Origin of the sequence: Halorubrum sp. Atlit-28R (genome assembly GCF_003665955.1) — an archaeon.
Classification (GTDB): domain Archaea; phylum Halobacteriota; class Halobacteria; order Halobacteriales; family Haloferacaceae; genus Halorubrum; species Halorubrum tropicale.
The window spans coordinates 111,193-127,344 of sequence record NZ_QPLS01000005.1 but is presented as its reverse complement, the minus strand read 5'-3'; the positions used below and the strand labels follow the sequence as shown (position 1 = coordinate 127,344).

Annotated in this window: 17 protein-coding genes; 5 read left to right on the top strand and 12 right to left on the bottom strand. The window is 72.5% G+C overall.

Annotated features, from left to right (window positions below):
* Positions 1-5: 5 nt before the first annotated feature.
* From DVK06_RS09725 to cheB, 9 genes are all read right to left on the bottom strand, one after another.
* Positions 6-1,247, bottom strand: coding sequence for a carbohydrate kinase family protein (locus DVK06_RS09725; protein WP_121600131.1), 1,242 nt, complete (start codon positions 1,245-1,247; stop codon positions 6-8).
* Entirely contained in the window at positions 1,244-2,215 is a 972-nt protein-coding gene (locus DVK06_RS09720) for a ribose 1,5-bisphosphate isomerase (protein ID WP_121600130.1), read from the bottom strand. Before DVK06_RS09720 ends, DVK06_RS09725 begins: the two co-directional genes overlap by 4 nt.
* Before the next feature lie 98 nt (positions 2,216-2,313).
* Positions 2,314-3,006 carry a class II aldolase/adducin family protein gene (locus DVK06_RS09715; RefSeq protein ID WP_121600129.1) on the bottom strand — a complete coding sequence of 231 codons (693 nt, stop codon included), beginning with the start codon at positions 3,004-3,006 and terminating at the stop codon, positions 2,314-2,316.
* Complete coding sequence (locus tag DVK06_RS09710) at positions 3,003-3,716, bottom strand: HAD family hydrolase (RefSeq protein WP_121600128.1); 714 nt, start codon at positions 3,714-3,716, stop codon at positions 3,003-3,005. Before DVK06_RS09710 ends, DVK06_RS09715 begins: the two co-directional genes overlap by 4 nt.
* Positions 3,717-3,849: 133 nt before the next feature.
* Positions 3,850-4,722, bottom strand: a complete 873-nt coding sequence (locus DVK06_RS09705; RefSeq protein ID WP_053770651.1) for a CheF family chemotaxis protein — start codon at positions 4,720-4,722, stop codon at positions 3,850-3,852.
* Positions 4,723-5,937, bottom strand: coding sequence for a HEAT repeat domain-containing protein (locus tag DVK06_RS09700; protein ID WP_121600127.1), 1,215 nt, complete (start codon positions 5,935-5,937; stop codon positions 4,723-4,725).
* On the bottom strand, positions 5,937-6,755 hold the full coding sequence (locus DVK06_RS09695; protein ID WP_121600126.1) for a protein-glutamate O-methyltransferase CheR: 819 nt from the start codon (positions 6,753-6,755) through the stop codon (positions 5,937-5,939). The genes DVK06_RS09700 and DVK06_RS09695 overlap by 1 nt, the downstream gene beginning before the upstream one ends.
* Positions 6,752-9,070 carry a chemotaxis protein CheA gene (locus DVK06_RS09690; RefSeq protein ID WP_121600125.1) on the bottom strand — a complete coding sequence of 773 codons (2,319 nt, stop codon included), beginning with the start codon at positions 9,068-9,070 and terminating at the stop codon, positions 6,752-6,754. The genes DVK06_RS09695 and DVK06_RS09690 overlap by 4 nt, the downstream gene beginning before the upstream one ends.
* The gene (cheB, locus tag DVK06_RS09685; RefSeq protein ID WP_121600124.1) at positions 9,070-10,164 is read right to left on the bottom strand and encodes a chemotaxis-specific protein-glutamate methyltransferase CheB; all 1,095 of its coding nucleotides are present in this window, start codon (positions 10,162-10,164) and stop codon (positions 9,070-9,072) included. Before cheB ends, DVK06_RS09690 begins: the two co-directional genes overlap by 1 nt.
* 102 nt (positions 10,165-10,266) lie before the next feature.
* Between cheB and DVK06_RS09680 the strand changes: the two genes are divergently transcribed.
* The 4 genes from DVK06_RS09680 (at position 10,267) to DVK06_RS09665 (ending at position 12,586) form a co-directional block, all read left to right on the top strand.
* Complete coding sequence (locus DVK06_RS09680) at positions 10,267-10,740, top strand: chemotaxis protein CheW (RefSeq protein WP_053770646.1); 474 nt, start codon at positions 10,267-10,269, stop codon at positions 10,738-10,740.
* A 106-nt stretch (positions 10,741-10,846) separates the two neighbouring features.
* Positions 10,847-11,542 (top strand): ATPase domain-containing protein, encoded by a 696-nt coding sequence (locus DVK06_RS09675; RefSeq protein WP_121600123.1) that lies wholly within the window; start codon positions 10,847-10,849, stop codon positions 11,540-11,542.
* Positions 11,542-11,934, top strand: a complete 393-nt coding sequence (locus DVK06_RS09670; protein WP_053770644.1) for a hypothetical protein — start codon at positions 11,542-11,544, stop codon at positions 11,932-11,934. Before DVK06_RS09675 ends, DVK06_RS09670 begins: the two co-directional genes overlap by 1 nt.
* A gap of 43 nt (positions 11,935-11,977) precedes the next feature.
* Positions 11,978-12,586, top strand: coding sequence for a hypothetical protein (locus DVK06_RS09665; RefSeq protein ID WP_053770643.1), 609 nt, complete (start codon positions 11,978-11,980; stop codon positions 12,584-12,586).
* 53 nt (positions 12,587-12,639) lie between these two features.
* On the opposite strand, the gene DVK06_RS09660 is transcribed toward DVK06_RS09665, so the two are convergent.
* Positions 12,640-13,230: a hypothetical protein gene (locus DVK06_RS09660; RefSeq protein WP_121600122.1), complete on the bottom strand. Its 591-nt coding sequence runs from the start codon at positions 13,228-13,230 to the stop codon at positions 12,640-12,642.
* A gap of 126 nt (positions 13,231-13,356) precedes the next feature.
* On the opposite strand from DVK06_RS09660, the gene glmM reads away from it, so the two are divergent.
* The gene (glmM, locus tag DVK06_RS09655; protein WP_053770641.1) at positions 13,357-14,721 is read left to right on the top strand and encodes a phosphoglucosamine mutase; all 1,365 of its coding nucleotides are present in this window, start codon (positions 13,357-13,359) and stop codon (positions 14,719-14,721) included.
* A 245-nt stretch (positions 14,722-14,966) separates the two neighbouring features.
* Here glmM and DVK06_RS09650 read toward each other — a convergent pair whose 3' ends face one another.
* Positions 14,967-15,641 carry an Sjogren's syndrome/scleroderma autoantigen 1 family protein gene (locus DVK06_RS09650; RefSeq protein WP_121600121.1) on the bottom strand — a complete coding sequence of 225 codons (675 nt, stop codon included), beginning with the start codon at positions 15,639-15,641 and terminating at the stop codon, positions 14,967-14,969.
* An 87-nt stretch (positions 15,642-15,728) separates the two neighbouring features.
* Entirely contained in the window at positions 15,729-16,151 is a 423-nt protein-coding gene (locus DVK06_RS09645) for an iron-sulfur cluster assembly scaffold protein (RefSeq protein WP_053770639.1), read from the bottom strand.
* Position 16,152: the final 1 nt, after the last annotated feature.

Sequence of the window (16,152 nt, the reverse complement as noted above, 5' to 3'; positions counted from 1 at the left end):
CCGGTTCAGGCCCGTACTTCGATCAGGAGGTCCGTCTCGGGCGACTCGCCCATCCGCTCCCGGACGCGGTCCCACGAGAGGTCGGTGCGAGCGGTCACCGATTCGGTGGCGACGGCGCCGCAGGCGTTGCCGACGAGTATCGACGCCTGATAGTCGCGCGGGTCGTGCGAGAACCCGTCGCCGGTGATCTCCGGCTCGCGGAGCGCGGCCGCGAGGAACCCGGCCGCGAAGGCGTCGCCCGCGCCGGTCGTGTCGACCGGGTCGGCGTCGAACCCCGGGTGCGAGACGCTGCCGTGCGGCGTCCGCACCGTCGCGCCCTCGTCGCCGAGCTTGATCGCGACGACGCGGTCGTCCGGCTCCCACGGGTCCACGTCGGTCGCCGCGTCGAGCGCGTCGGCCTCGCGGTCGTTTACGAAGAGCACGTCGCTCGCGTGGAGCGCGGCGTCGAACTCGCGGTCGGCGACGCGGCGACCGGGGTCGAAGCTGCGGGTCGCGCCCGCCTCCGCCGCCGCGGTCGCGAGCGCCGCGGCGGTCTCGGGCTGCTGGCCGGTGAGGTGGAGGTGGTCGGCGGCCGCGAGCGTGTCGCGGTCGAGCCCGGCCGCGGAGAACGACTCGTTGGCGCCGTCGTTCGCGAGCATGAGCAGCTCGCCGCCGCCGTCGACGATGACGTACTTCACCGAGGTTGGCTCGTCGGCGTCGACGAGCACCTGTCCGGGGTCGACGCCGGCGCTCGCGAGTTCGCGCAGCGCCAGCGCGCCCGACTCGTCGCCGCCGACGCTGCCGTAGACGACCGACTGGCCGCCGAGGTCGACGAGCCCGACCGCGACGTTCGCCGCGCTGCCGCCGCCGGACTGTTCGAGCCGGTCGATCCGCGTCTCGCCGTCCGGCTCGGGGAGGCTGTCGACGTGGATCGTCACGTCCCAGTTGATGTGGCCCGCCGAGACGACCTTCGGCACGCGGTCGGCGTCGTCCGGGGTCAGGTCCGGGTCGCGATCGATCGCGGGGTCGACGTCGTCGTCGGAGGCGGCGTCGGCGGCGGTCCCGTCACCGGCGTCGCCGTCGGCGTCGCTCGCGTCGCCGGAGGGGTCGCCTTCCCACTCGTCGACCTCGCTTTCCCACTCCGCGACGGTCTCGTCCCAGTCGTCGACGCCCTCGCCCTCGGCGGGGTCGGCGCCGTTGGAGGGATCGCCGTCGGCCGGATCGCCCGCCGGCGGGTCGTCGCCCGGAGCGCCGTCGCGCCCGCTCATGGCTCGGCCCACGGCTCGGCGGCGCCCTCGCCGAACAGCTCCCGCATCAGCGTCACGATGCTCTCCGGGGGGAACTGGCCGTGCTCGGTGACGATCGCGTCCATGTACCGCGGCGGCGTCACGTCGAACGCGGGGTTCTCGACGGTGATATCGCCGATCGCGTCGCGCGTCCCCGGCTCGATCACCTCCTCCTCCGAGCGCATCTCGATCTCGACGGTGTGGCCCGTCAGCGTCTCCGGGTGGAGCTTGATCGTCTGGGCCGCGGTCATGATCGGGACGCCGCGCTCGCGGGCGTTGACCGCGAGCCCGGAGGTGCCGATCTTGTTGATCACGCCGCCGTCCGCCGCGATCGAGTCGGCGCCGACGACGACGTGGTCGACCTCGTCGAGGTAGCGCCGCGCCGCGGAGTCGACGATGAGCGTGACCGGAACGCCCATCTCGCGGAGCGCCTCGGCCGTGATGTGGCCCTGCTGGCGCGGGCGCGTCTCCTTGACGACCGCCGAGATCGACTTCCCCTGTTCGACGGCCGCCTCGATGCACGCCAGCGCGTCGGTGGAGTGGCAGTGGGTCATCACCGTGTCGCCGTCCGCGAGGCGGTTCGCGCCCACCAGCCCGAGGTCCTCCTGCGCGCGGTCGAGCTGGTCGACGAACGACTCGCTGGCGTCGACGACGCTCCGCCGGAGCCGGTCGACCGAGTCGCCCTCCATCCGCTGGAGGACGTAGCGGAGGGCGTTCGGCAGCGACACCGCTGTCGGGCGCGTCTCGCGGAGCGTCCGCGCCGCGGCGCGCATCGACGCGCGGAACGCCTCGGGGTCGCTCGCGGTCGCGTCCGCCTCGGCCGCGGCGGCGGCCTGGTCGGCGAGCGCCTCGGCGGCGGCGGAGGCGATGGTGGCCGCGCCGCGGATCTCCATGGTCGCGATCGACTCGGCGGTCTCGCGGACCGCCGGCGACGGCTCAGTATCTGTCATACCGATCCGGTAGCCGCCCGTGTATTTATAGAACCGGCCGACCGGCGGCGCGGAGCCTCGGGCCGCGCAGCGTCGGGTCCACTCCGCGTCAGCCCGCTCTACTCCGCGTCGGGCTGCTGCCCGTAGCTCTCGAAGCGCTCCTCGACCGTCGCCATCTGCTCGTCGGTGAGGACGTGCGGCTCGCCGACGGCGGACGCGCGCAGGTAGAGCCGACAGATGTCCTCGACGTGGCGGGTGTTCTCGACCGCCGTCGCCACGTCGGGGCCGGTGACGACGAGCCCGTGGTTCGCTAAGATTGCGGCGTCGGAGTCGGCCTCGGCCATCGCGGCGACGACGTTCGCGGCCAGCTCCTCGGTGCCGTACGGCGCGTAATCCGCCAGCGGGACCTCTCGGCCCACCGCGGCGATCATGTAGTGGATCGGCGGGAGCCGCCGGTGGAGCGTCGCCATCGTCGTCGCCCACGGCGAGTGGGTGTGGACGATCGCGCCGGGCCGGTCGTGTTGGTAAATGCCCGTGTGCATCGGCACCTCGCTCGACGGCGCCATCCGGCCGGCGAGCCGCTCGCCGTCGAGCGAGACCACCGGCACGTCGACCGCGTCGAAGGAGTCGTACGGGACGCCGGTGGGCGTGACGGCGACGCGGTCGCCCTCGCGGACGCTCAGGTTCCCGGTCCGGCCGGGCGTCAGGTCGGCGAGCGCCGGGGCGTACTCGACGACCGCCTCGCGCGCCTCGCGCAGCAGGTCCGGGTTCGCGTCCGGGTCGGAGCCGGCGCCGGAGCCGTCGGGGCTCACGCCGCCACCTCCGTCAGGTCGGCGAAGGCGTCGAGCCGGTGGTCCGGGCGCTGTCGCGCCGGGAGGTCCGCATTGGGGGGCGCGTCGCCGTCGGCGACGAACAGCGCCGAGTCGATGCCGACGGCGTCCGCGCCGGAGACGTCCGTTTCGACGTTGTCGCCGACGGCCAGCGCCTCGCTCGGGCGGTGGTCGAGCGCCGCGAGCGCGGTCGTGAACGGGAGCGCGCTCGGCTTCTCGCGGCCCACCTCCTCGGAGGTGACGAGCAGGTCGATCCGGTCGTCGATCCCGAGGCGCACGAGCTTGCGAAGTTGGACTCGCGTGGTGAGATTCGTCACGACCGCGACGTCGGCCCCCGCCGCGTCGAGGGCGTCGAAGACCGCCTCGACGCCGTCACAGAGCGACATCGCGCCGAGGAAGCCGTTCCAGTAGGCGTCGCCGGCCGCCAGCGCGCCCGCGGGGTCGGGCCCGCCGGCGTGCCGGGACAGCCCGCGCTTGAAGTAGACGTGTCGGGAGTGCGAGGCCGCGGTGCCGCCGGTCTCGCGCTTCGTCTCCCGCCGCCCGGCCGCGTACAGGTCGTCGAACGCCGCGCGGTCCAGCTCGTACCCGCGCTCGCGGAGGGCGTCGAGCGCGGCCCGCTTGCCCGCCTCGTTACAGGGGGCGTACGGGTACAGCGTGTTGTCGAGGTCGAAAAGCACTGCCTCGTAGCTCATGCCCGTACTGCGCCGGGCGGCGACTTAAGCGTGGTTCGACGCGCCGACAGGGCGGCGCGGCGGCGGAGCAGCGGCGCGGCAGCAGAGCAGCGGCGCGGCAGGGCGGCCGTCGCTCCCGGAGAGCGGGCGCGTCCTACTGCTCGTTCATCGCCTCGCTGGCGATGTTGCGGCCGCGGGAGTTGAGCGCGACCTCGCGGCGGATCCGGACCTCCTCGACGACCTCTAACTCGACGAGCCGCTCGAACGTCTCCTCCACGTCGTCGACGTCCATCCCGAGGAACGAGGGGATCTCGAACGGCGAGACGCCGGAGTACAGCGCCATCAGCACCTCGCGGTCGCGGCTGGAGAGGTCGACGTTCGTCGACGAGCGCTCCTCGCCCTTCCGGAGCCACGACTCGACGAACCGCATCCGGCTCGGCTCGCCGGCGACGTGCGTCTCGATGCTCGTCCCCTCGTCGTCGGTGTGCGACACCTCGATGACGGGCTTCTTCTCGCCGTTCACCGTGCGCTTCGCGGCGTCGAGGCCGCTGATGTCGTCGAGGTCGAACTTCACGAAGGCGCCGCGCTCTAGGGCCGCGTTGAGCCCGTTCTCGTCGATCTTCACGCGGGCCTGCTCCCACTCGGTGTCCTGGACGACGCCCCCCTCGATGGCGGGGTGTTTCGCCATCACGGTCTTCTGGTCGAGCAGCGCGCGGTACACGTCACGCTCGAACAGCTCGTGGTCCGAGGCGGCGACGAGCAGCACCTGCTCGCCGAGGTCGAAGCTCACGTAGTTGGAGACGCGCGCGACCGACTGGTTCGCGTCGTGGCGCCCGCCGAGCCGCTCCAGCTTCGACAGCGGGACGGTCCGCTTCCCGTCGTTGCCGGCCAGGATCAGCCGCCGGTTCGAGAGGAGGACGCGTCCGGGCGTCCACGACACGTCGCTCACCTTGCGGCCCTCGCGGACCGCGACGGCGAACTTCGCCTGCGTGTCCGTGATCTTGTACTCGCCGTCCTTCTGCGCCATTTAGGGACCCCCCGCGCGGAGCTTCGAGACCGCCGAGAACACGCGCTTCCTGACGGCCTGGCTGTCGTCGTCGGCGTACTCTTCGAGCCGGTTGAGCGTCTCCTGCCCGCCGATCTGTCCGAGGACGAACACCGCCTTCGCGCGGGCGTCATCCGGGTGTTCGGGCCCGAGCCTGTCGAGCAGTCGGTCCTCGGCGACCGGGCCGCCGAGGCTCTTCAGGCTCGTGGCCGCGAACTGCGCGGTCTGCGGGTCGTCGTCCGCCAGCGCGTCGGCGAGCGCCTCGACCGCCGCCGACGCGTCCGGGTCGGCCACGCGCCCGAGGATCCACGCCGCGTTCCGCCGCTGGCGGGACTGCCGGCCCTCGGTGAGGATCTCGACCAGCGGCTCGACGACGGTCGCGTCGTCGGCCGCCTTCAGCTCCGAGACCACCTGGTCGCGGACCGCGTGGCTCTGCTGGGTCGGCACGTTCGAGAGCAGTTCGATCACCGAGTAGACGGCGGCGTTGCGGACGACCCCGCTCTCGTCGCCGAGCGCCCGCGCGAGCGGCTCGACCGGCTCCGGGGTGCTCGCCTTCCCGAGCGCGCCGGCCGCGATCCGGCGGATCGACTCGTCGCCGTCGTCGAGCAGGTCGAGGAGGGGCGACAGCGCCTCGTCGGTCCCGATCGTGCCCAAGGCGTTCGCCGCGGCGCGCCGGACCCGCGGCTCAGCGTCGTCGAGGCGCTCTCGCAGCCCCGGGATCGCTCGGGGGTCGGCGAAGGTCCCGCAGGCCTGCGCCGCGCGGAGCCGGACGCGGGGGTCCTCGTCGTCGAGCGCGGTGACGAGCGGTTGGAGGCCGCTCGCGTCGTCGAGGCGCCCGAGCGCGTTCGCCGCCGCCATCCGGAGCTCCGGGCGGTCGGCCTCCAGCGCGCGGGCGAACTTCTGGGCGGTCACCCACTCGGCCTCCGAGTCGCTGCGGCCCCCCGTCAGCTCCTCGAGGAGCTGTTGGAGCGCGGCCTCGCCGATCTCGTCGAGCGCGTCGACCGCGGCCCCGCGGACCTCGGGGTCGTCGTCCGTCGTCGCCGCGCGGAGCAGCGCGTCGACGGTCGCCTGATCGCTCTCGTCGGCGATCTCCCCGAGGAACTCGGCGGCGCGCCTCCGGACGGCCGCGCTGTCGCTCGCGAGCGCGTCTCGGATGCTGTCTACGTCCCCGTCCCGAGCGTGCTGGTACAGCGACATCAGCGCCTCCCGAACACCCGCCGTCGCTTGTCGATCGGTTCGTAGCGGTCGCTCCGGTCCGGGGGGACGCTCTCGGTCATCCCTAAGACGAGGACGCCGTCGTCGGCGAGCGACGCTTCCAACGTGTCGAACAGGGCCGACTTGTGGTCGACGTCGATGTAGATGAGCAGGTTCCGGCACAACACCACGTCGAACGGGTCGCGGGCGCCGTCGCGGATCAGGTCGTGCGTCTCGAAGTCGACGAGTCGCTTGACCGCGGCACGGACCTGGAACGTGTCGCCGTCGCGCTCGACGTAGCGGTCCGGATCGGAGAGCGGTTCGAGCTCCTCGGCGATGTCAGTCGTCCGCGTCGTGTGGTAGACGCCGTCACGGGCGTTGTCGAGCGCCTCCTCGCTGATGTCGGAGCCGAGCACCTCCACGCGCGACTCGTCGATCTCGGGGTCGTCGCAGGCCAACATCGCGACCGAGTACGGCTCGCGGCCGTCCGCCGAGGGCGCGGACCAGACGCGCACGCGCCGCTGGTCCGCGGTCCGCTCGCGCAGCACGTCGCAGAGCACGTCCCACATCTCCGGGTTGCGGAAGAACTCCGTCACGTTGATCGTGAGCGCGTCCATCAGCGCCTGCCGCTCCTCGGCGTCCTCGCGGAGGATGCGCTCGTACTCGGCGTGCGACTCGGTGTCGCGGCGGCGCATCCGCGCCGTGATCCGGCGGTCGAGGTACGACTCGTTGTAGTACCCCGGCTCGAACGGGACCGTGTCGTCGATCTGGCGGAGCACGCCTTCGAACGCCGTCTCGCCGTCGTCCGTCGACCGGCTCATAGGCTCACCACGTCGAGCACGGCCACGACATCGCCGTCGCCGAGGACCGCCGTGCCGCTGAGGCCCGGCGTCCCCGAGAGCGGGCCGTCGAGGGGTTTGACGACCACTTCCTCCTGGTCTAACACCGCGTCGCAGTGGAGCGCGACCTGGCGCGTCTCCTCGCGGATGCGGACGAGCATGCCGTCGTCGGTCGGGTCCCCGCCGGGCTCGTCGGCGGAGTCGGCCGCCGTGGGATCGGCCGGGACGAACCCGTCGTCGCCCGGCTCGTCGACCGCGACGCCGCCGTCCGCGGCGGGCGACTCGGTCGGGGTCGACTCGGCCGCCGTCGCGTCGATCTCGCCGAGCCGCTCGTTCAGCCGGACGACCGGGTAGAGGTCGTCCTCGTGTCTGACGACCTCGTCGCCGTGGACCTCCTCGACGTCGTCGGCGCGGGCGACCTCCGCGATCGACTTGATCGGGATGCCGTACTCCGTGCCACCGACGTCGACGAACATCACCTTCACGATGGCGACGGTGACGGGCAGCCGGAAGCGGACCGTGCTCCCCTCGCCCGGCTCGCTCTCGATCGAGACGGAGCCGTCGAGGTCGCGGGCGGTCGTCCGGACCACGTCCATCCCGACGCCGCGGCCGGAGACGTCGGTGACCTCGTCCGCGGTGGAGAAGCCGGGGTGGAAGACGAGGTCGTACACCTCGCCGTCCTCCATCGCCTCGACCGCCTCGCGGCTCTTGACGCCCTCGTCGACCGCCTTGTCGCGGAGCTGGTCGGGGTCGAGTCCGCTCCCGTCGTCCGAGACCTCGATGATCACGTGGTCGCGCTCGCGCTCGGCCGTGAGCTCCACGCGACCGGTCGGGTCCTTGCCGGCGGCCTCGCGCTCCTCGGGCGGCTCGATCCCGTGGTCGACCGCGTTCCGCAGGACGTGGACGAGCGGGTCGCGCATCTCCGTGAGGATCGTGCGGTCCAACTCCACGTCGTCGCCCTCGATCTCGAAGTCGATCCGCTTGTCGAGGTCCCGCGAGATGTCGCGCACGAGCCGCGGGAACGAGTCGGACACCTGCGAGAACGGGATGAGCCGCATGTCCATCGCCGTGTCCTGGAGGCTGGAGGCGAGCTTGTCGAGCTCGTCTAAGGCGTCGGACTCCGCGTCCGTCCCCTCTATCTCCCGGCGGAGCTTGATCCGGCTCGTCACCAGCTGCTCGACGAGGCCGTACAGCTCGTCGACCTGGTCGACGTCGACGCGGATCGACTTGATCTCGTCGCCGGACTTGGAGTCGGACCCCCCGGCGGAGCCGGAGTCGCCGCCGTCGTCGGACCGGTCGTCCGCCTCGTCGGCCTCCTCGTCCGAACTCGCTTCATCGGCTGCTTCGGCGGGCGTCGGGTCGGCGGCCGCGTCGTCGTCGTCGGCCGGGTCGCCCCCCGCTGCGTCGTCCGCTGCTGTGTCGTCCTCCGCCGCATCGCCCGCATCGGCGTCGACCGACTCGGGTTCCTCGTCGTCCGCGTCGCCCGAGTCGCCGACCGCGACGGCGGCGACCGACTCGACCTGCGTGAGCGCCCGGATCCCCTCTGCGACGACGTCGGGGTCGGCGCCGCCGACGAAGGCGTCGAACGACTCGTCGTACTCGCCGTCCTCCAGCGCCTCCGGCGACGGGTCGGTCGCGTGGCCGTCGAACTGCTCGTCGAGGGCCTGGAGGACGAGCGCCGCGTCGACGCCCGGCATCTGGGCGTCGCCGATCGTCACGTCCGCGTACGCGACCGGGTCCGGCAGGTCGGCCGCGCCCGCCGGCGGCTCCGGCACCGAGAGGTCCGGGGCGTCGTCGGCGTCGCCGCCGGAGTCGCCGTCGTCGGGCTCCTCGGCGTCGGCGTCCTCGGCATCAGCGTCTTGATCGTCGGCTTCTGCCGCGTCCTCGCTTCCGCCGTCGGCGCCGTCCCCGCCGCCGACGGTGCCGTGTTCCTCCATCTCGCGCAGCCGCGATTCGAGGTCGGAGGGGTCCGTCGACACCTCGCCGGCGTCGGCGATCTCCTCGACCATCGCCTCGACGGCGTCGACCCCTTCGAAGAGGAGGTCCATCAGCTCCGGCGTCACCTCGCGCTCGCCCTGTCGGACCGCGTCCAGCAGGTCCTCCAGCGCGTGCCCGAAGTCGGAGACGTCCTCGTACCCCATCGCCGCCGCGTTCCCCTTCAGCGTGTGGGCGACGCGGAACACGTCGTCCATCGCCTCGGCGTCCTCGGGGTCGGCCTCCAGAGCGAGTAAGGCGTTGTTGAGGTCGGTGATGCCGTCCTCGGCCTCGGCGACGAACGCCGCGCGGTGGGAGTCCATCAGGCCTCACCCCCGACTATCGCGCCGGCCACGTCGTCGAGGTCGTACACCGCGTCGACCCCGCCGGTCTCGACCGCGCGCTTCGGCATCCCGTAGATGACGCAGGTGTCCTCGCTCTGCGCCAGCGTGCGCGCCCCGGCGTCGGCCATCGCGCGGACGCCCTCGGCGGCGTCCGACCCCATCCCGGTCAACACGACGCCGACGAGCGGGTCGTCGACCACCTCTGCGGCTGACCGCATCGTCACGTCGGCCGCGGGGGTGACGGTGTGGGTGTCGTCGTCCGCGTCGAGTTTGACGCGGAGCCGGCCCGCCCGGTAGCTGTCGATCACCGTGTGGCTCCCGCCGCGGGCGACGAGCGCCTCGCCGGCGCCGATCCGCGCGCCGTCGCTCGCCTCCCGCACGTCGTACGCGGAGGCGGCGTCGAGCCGCTTCGCGAACCGCGAGGTGAACGCCTCCGGCATGTGCTGGACGATCACCACGCGGCAGTCCGCCATCGGCAGCGCCGACAGCACGCGCTCGACCGCGTTCGGGCCGCCGGTCGAGGCCGCGATCACCACTGTCAGCGGTCCGTCGACGGCCGCTCCGTCCGCGTCGGAGCCCGCGTCCGGCGACCGCGACGCCGCCCCGCTGGGGTCGTCGCGCTCCCGGGTCGCGGCGTCGAGGTCGGCGCCCGCGACCGAGCGTACCGCCTCCACGAGCCGGTCGGACTCCCGCGAGACGCCGGTCGACACCTCGCCGCCGGGCTTCGCGAAGAAGTCGACCGCCCCGCGGTCCAGCGCCTCGAATGTGACCTCCGCGCCCTCGTCGGTGTGCGCCGACAGCATCAACACCGGCGTCGGCGTCTCCTCCATCAGCCGCTCGACCGCTTCGAGTCCCCCCATCCCGGGCATCTCTACGTCCATCGTGACGACGTCCGGACGGGTCTCGGCGACCACCGAGAGCGCCTCTTCACCGTCCCCCGCCTCGCCGACGACCGCGACCCCGGCGTCGCTCAGGAGGTCGCTTATCAGCCCCCGCATGAACGGGGAGTCGTCGACGACCACCACCCGCGGCGACCCGTCCCGACCGCCGCGCCGATCCGTCGTCCTGCTCATGTCACAGGGCGGGCGCAGAATCAGCATAAATCCACGGACCCAGTAATCACCCCTGATAATTCAGGGAACACGGTTATTTGTCGGTTTACCGCAGGTGTGGGCATGGCAGCCACAGAGGCGGAAGCCGAACCGACCAAGGTGTTGGAGTTCGGGCTAGGCGACGGGACGTACTGTCTGGACATCGGCGTCATCGACGAGATCGTCGACGCGGGCGAGCTCACGCGGATCCCCAACTCGCCGGACCACGTCGAGGGCGTGATGGACCTCCGCGGCCGGACGACGACGATCGTCGACCCGAAGACCCTGTTCGACATCGAGGGGGACGGGAAGCGCGAGCGGATCGTCGTCTTCGACGACGCCGAGATCGACGAGGGCGGCACCGTCGGCTGGATGGTCGACGAGGTGTTCCAGGTCCGCGACGTCTCGCCCGAGGACGTCGACCGGGGCACCACCGTCGAGGACGAGGGCGTCCGCGGCATCGTCAAGTCCGACGACCGGTTCGTCGTGTGGGTCTCGCCGGACGTCGACGACGCGCTCGCCGCCGACCTCGACGACGTCGACGCCGCGGAGGCGTAGACGGCGGATCCGGCCGTCGGCCGCGCCGGGCCGCCGCGGCCGATCGGTTCTCACCCGTGAGAACCGGGTGCCAACGCTTATCAGCGGCCCAACGTGTCACGTACGTATGCGCGTCTCAAGCGGCGTCCCGGGGTTCGACGGCCTCGTCGACGGCGGGTTTCCCGACGGTCGGCTGTACGTGGTGAGCGGGCCGCCCGGGAGCGGCAAAACGACCTTCTGTTCGCAGTTCGCGGCCCAGGGCGCCCGGAACGGCGAAGACGTCCTCTACATCAGCATGCACGAGACCAAGGAGGGGATTCGCGAGGACATGAGCGGCTACGAGTTCGGGTTCGACCGCGCGCTCGACTCCGACCGCGTCACCTTTCTCGACTCCTTCTCATCAGACGGTCGCCGCTTCTTCGGGCTCCCCGGCGACCGCCGCGACCGGTCCGGCGTCACCAACCGGCTCACCGGCTTCATCAACTCCCGCGACATCGACCGGGTCGTCTTCGACTCGACCATGCTGTTGCGGTTCCTCCTCGACGACGACGAGGACACGATGATCCAGCTGCTCTCCTCGCTGAAGCGGACCGACGCCACGACGCTCCTGATATCGGAGATGACCGACCCGAGCGCCTACTCGGAGGAGCACTACCTCGCGCACGGCGTCGTCTTCATGCACAACTACCTCGAGGACGAGGGGATGCGGCGCGGGATCCAGGTACTGAAGATGCGAGGGACGGACGTCGACACCGACATCCAGGACGTGGAGTTCACCGACTTGGGGCTCCGCGTGGGGTCGGCAGCGACGGTGACGCACTGATGTACGCCCGCACGTTCGGCACGGAGTGGGACGACCTCTCCCGGGAGGAGGCCGTCGAGCGCGCCTTCGCGCTGGGCGTGGCGTCGTGCGTCGGCGACCCCCGGCCGGCGGAGCTGGACCGCGTGCTCCGGGATTTCGACGGCGAGTACGACCGAAGCATCATCCAACTGGCGTACGACCAGGGCCGGACGAAGGCGCTCGAAGCGACGGCGGAGCGGGACGACCCCGAGGCCGACGAGGTCTGGGCGGAGCTGGTCGACGGGCTCGGCGAGCCGCGGGAGTCGCCGGTGCCCGCCGCGCTCCCCGGTGCGATACGCGAGTTGACACTTACCGACGAACCGCCGGAGGGCCCGCCGTCGTCGCTCGACCTCCCCTCGATGCTGCGGAAGTGATCCCTCGGAAGGGTTTTACCCCGCACTCTCTCACACTCGACACATGACCGTGCTTCCCGACGCTGTCCGCGGTGCCGACAGCGTCCTCATCAGCGGTCCCCCGATGAGCGGGAAGTACGACCTGTTCAACCGGCTGCTCGCGGCGTGGTCCGACGGCCCGGTCGTCATCTCGACGGGGCGGACCGCGGAGAAGGTCCGCGACGACTACGAGGGGCTGACGGGACGCGACGGCGACGACGTGGTCGTCATCGACTGCGTCACCCACGAGCAGGGCGACAAGCGCGAGGACACCCCGACGACGAAGTACGTCGCCAGCGCGGGCAACCTCACCGACATCGGGATCAAGTTCACCGACGTCGTCGAGTCCTCGGCGGGCCGCGACCGCGCCGTCGGCGTCTACTCGCTCTCGCAGCTACTCATGTACTGGGAGCCCGAGCGGATCTACCGGTTCACCAGGGTGATGACCTCGCAGACCTCCGGCGAGGGGTGGCCGTTCGTCGGCGTCGTCGGCTCGACCGCCCACGACGAGCAGGTCGTCCACACCCTCCACGAGCCGTTCGAGGTCGTCGTCGAGACCCGCGTGGACGACGACGACCGGGAGTTCCGCGTCCGCGGCCGGGTCGGCAAGCCCTCCGACTGGCGGCCGTTCTGAGCCGCCTCCGAGCCGCCCCCTCGGCGACGCTCCGGTCGGGCGTCGGCCCCGCCTCACCCGACCAGTTCGAACGCCGCGCCGATCGGCGGCGCGTCGACGAGCCCCCAGTAGACGAACCGGTAGCTCCCGGGGCCGAGCGGCGGACAGACCGCCAGGTCGACGCCGTCGACGGCCTCGGCGATGCCCGACTCGGTCAGCGTGACGTCCCAAGCGTACGCCGAACTCGTGTCGAGCGTCGACTCGCTCCGGGGGAGTTCGACCGCCCGACCGGTCGTCGACCCGCGGACGTCGAGCCACCCCTCGCCCGTCTCGCGCTGGATCGAGTAGGCGGCCTCGCCGCGCGTTGGCGTCGGGGCGTCGCCGGTGTTCCGAAGGACGAGCCGGAACGACTGGCCGTACGTCTCGGCCGTCCCCTCGGAGGAGAGCTCCACGGTGGTCTCGCCCGTCTCGACGAGGGTCTCGGTGACCGGCGCCTCGAACGGCCGATCGAGGCGGACGAACCCGTCGTCGTCGCAGGTCAGCGTCGCCGGCGTGCCCTCGGGGCCCTGCGGCCCGTCGCCCGCGGCGAAGTCGAGGCAGCCCGCGGTCGCGAGGGACAGGGCGAGCGCGCCCCCGGCGAGCGCGTCGCGTCGCGTGTGGTCCATACGGGGCGAACGGGCGCCACCGCCATGAACCGCACGCGTCGTCGCGGCGGGCTCCGTCCCGTCGCTCCCGGCGGGCGGCCGCGGCGGTTCGGAACCGCTTTCCCCTCGGCCGGCGGATGGCCTCGCATGGAGCTGTTCGGATCGAGCGGCATCCGCGGGGTCGCGCTGCGGTACCTCACGCCCGCGCTCGTCCTCGACATCGCGAAGGCGGCCGGGACGGTGTGGGACGCCGACCGCGTCGCCGTCGCCCGGGACACGCGGACCACCGGCGAGCTGTTCGCGAACGCGGCCGCGAGCGGGCTCGCCGCGGTCGGCTGCGACGTCGACCGCCTCGGGGTCGTCCCCACGCCGGCGGTCGGCAACTACTGCGAGTCGGCGAGCGTTCCCGCCGTCCTCGTCACCGCCTCGCACAACCCGCCGGAGTTCAACGGGATCAAGCTCGTCGGCGACGACGGCGTCGAGCTCTCCGTCGACGTGTTAGAGCGGATCGAGCGGCGCGTCCTCGACGACGAGTACGACCACGCCGACTGGCGGTCGGCGGGCGCGACGACGCCGGTCGAGGGGGTCGTCGACGACTACGCGGCCCAGCTGACCGCTGCGGTCGACGCCGAGGCGGTCGCCGACGCTGACCTGACGGTCGCGGTCGACCCGGGCCACGGCGCCGCGTCGGTCGCGTCTCCGCGGATCTACCGCGAGCTGGGTTGCGAGGTGCTGACCGCGAACGCGACCCCGGACGGGCGCTTCCCCGGCCGCGACTCCGAGCCGGTGCCCGAGAACCTCGCGGACCTCTCGCGCCTGGTGGCGACCACCGACGCCGACGTGGGGATCGCCCACGACGGGGACGCGGACCGGGCCGTGTTCGTCGACGAGGACGGCGAGTTCGTCGACGGCGACACCTCCTTCGCGGCGCTGGCCGACGCCTGCCTCGAACCCGGCGACGCGGTCGTCAGCGCGGTCAACGTCTCCCAGCGGCTCGTCGACGTCTGCGCCGCCAACGACGCCGACCTCGAGTTGACCCCCATCGGGGCCACGAACATCATCACCCGCACCCGCGAGCTCCACGAGGAGGGGACGAACGTCCCCATCGCGGGCGAGGGCAACGGCGGGGTCTTCTTCCCGCCGTACCGGCTCTCGCGGGACGGGGCGTACATCGGCGCGCGGTTCCTCGAACTGCTCGCGGCCGCGGACGGCGCGCCCGTCAGCGAGGTCGTCGCGCCGTACGCCGACTACCACTTCGTGCGGGAGAACGTCGAGTACGCGGACGACGGCGAGCGCGACGAGATGCTCTCTGCCGCGCGGGCGTACGTCGAGACCGCCGAGGCGGAGCCGAACACGACCGACGGCTACCGGCTCGACTACGGCGACGCGTGGGTGCTCGTCCGCCCCTCCGGCACCGAGCCGAAGATCCGGATCTACGCCGAGTCCGCCGACGCCGACCGCGCCGAGCGACTGGCGGCCGACATGCGCGTCGCCGTCGAGAGCGGGCGATAACGCCGGACCTGTCTGCGAGTACGATCGCGGTGGCGAGTGCCTGCGAGCGGTCGCTCCCGGCGGCAGCGAGACAGCACGCGCGGGGTCGTCAGGCTGCGCCCGACTGTCAGAGGGGCCGCTGGTCCCTCGCTGGAGTCGGCCGACCGTGGGGAGGCCGACGAGACCGGGGAGGTGTGAGGTGCTGTGCGGTCGGGCGGGGCTGGTGGTATTCCCGGGGACTCGTCGGGAGCAGTCTATGAGCGGTTTCAGTCCAGCGCCGCGAGCGCCTCGGCCGCCTCGCGGGCCGCTTCGAGGTGGTCCCGGGCGCGTCGCGGGTCGTCCGTCTCCTCGGCCGCGCGGGCGAAGCGCGTCAGCGTCCGCGTCAGCGACGCGCGGGCCGCGCCGACGCTCTCGGCGTCCGCCGCCGCCGGCGACGGAGACGACCGGGGGGTCTCGGCCTGCGGGTCGGCGGCGGACCGGGCCTCGGTCCCTCGGGCCGCCGTCCGCTGGGGCGGCGCCGGAGGTTGTGACTGCGCGGGGCTCGACGCGGACGCCCCCGACCGACCGGCGTCGCTCGCGGCCCCGTCGACCGCGTCCCCGTCGACCGCGCCGTTCTCGGTCGCTGCGTCGGCGCCGCCCTCCGGGACCTCGTCGGCCGGGGTCGCGGGCTCTGCGGGCGGAGCGTCGCCCGCGTCGGCCGGCGCCCCGCCGGCGTCCGCGGCCGACGCGCCTCCGACCTCGTTCCCGCAGGTGGGGCAGAACTCGCGGCCGTCGTGGCGGAAGATTGGGTCGCCGCACTCCCCGCAGTGGCGGTTCGTCATCGTCGCGCCCTTCAGGAGGAGTTCGGACATCCGCTGGGTGTGCTCGCGCTTCTGCTCGTCCTCGGCGAACTTCTCGCGGAGCTTCTCGCGTTCCGCCTCCTTGTCGAAGCCGTCGCTCATGGGCGGACGAACGTTGTTCGCGGGCAAAAGTCCGGTGGGCTCAGGACGGGCGCCGCGAGGCGGCCGAGAGCCGGCGGCCGCGGCCGGCTACTCCTCCGTAATCGTGCGGTCGTCGGGGTCGAGCTCGCCCCGGTGGATCTTCGCGCCGTCCTGCGCGACCTGCCGCCCGAGCACCGCGCACTTCACGCGCATCGGAGAGATGTCGACGCCGAGCATCTCGGTGACGTCGTCGGTGTCGAGCGCGTCGAGGTCGTCGACGGGCATCCCGTGGAGCCGCTCCGAGAGCATGCTCGCCGAGGCCATCGAGATGGCGCAGCCGTCGCCGGTGAACCGCACCGCCTCGACCGTCTCCTCGGCGTCGTCGAGCCGCACCTCCATCCGGATCGTGTCACCGCAGGAGGGGTTCTCGCCGACGTGCGTGAAGTCCGGATCCTCGAGTTCCCCGTAGTTGCGCGGGTTCTTGTAGTGGTCGAGGATCTGCTGTCGGTACATGTCCGAGCCCAGTCCCATA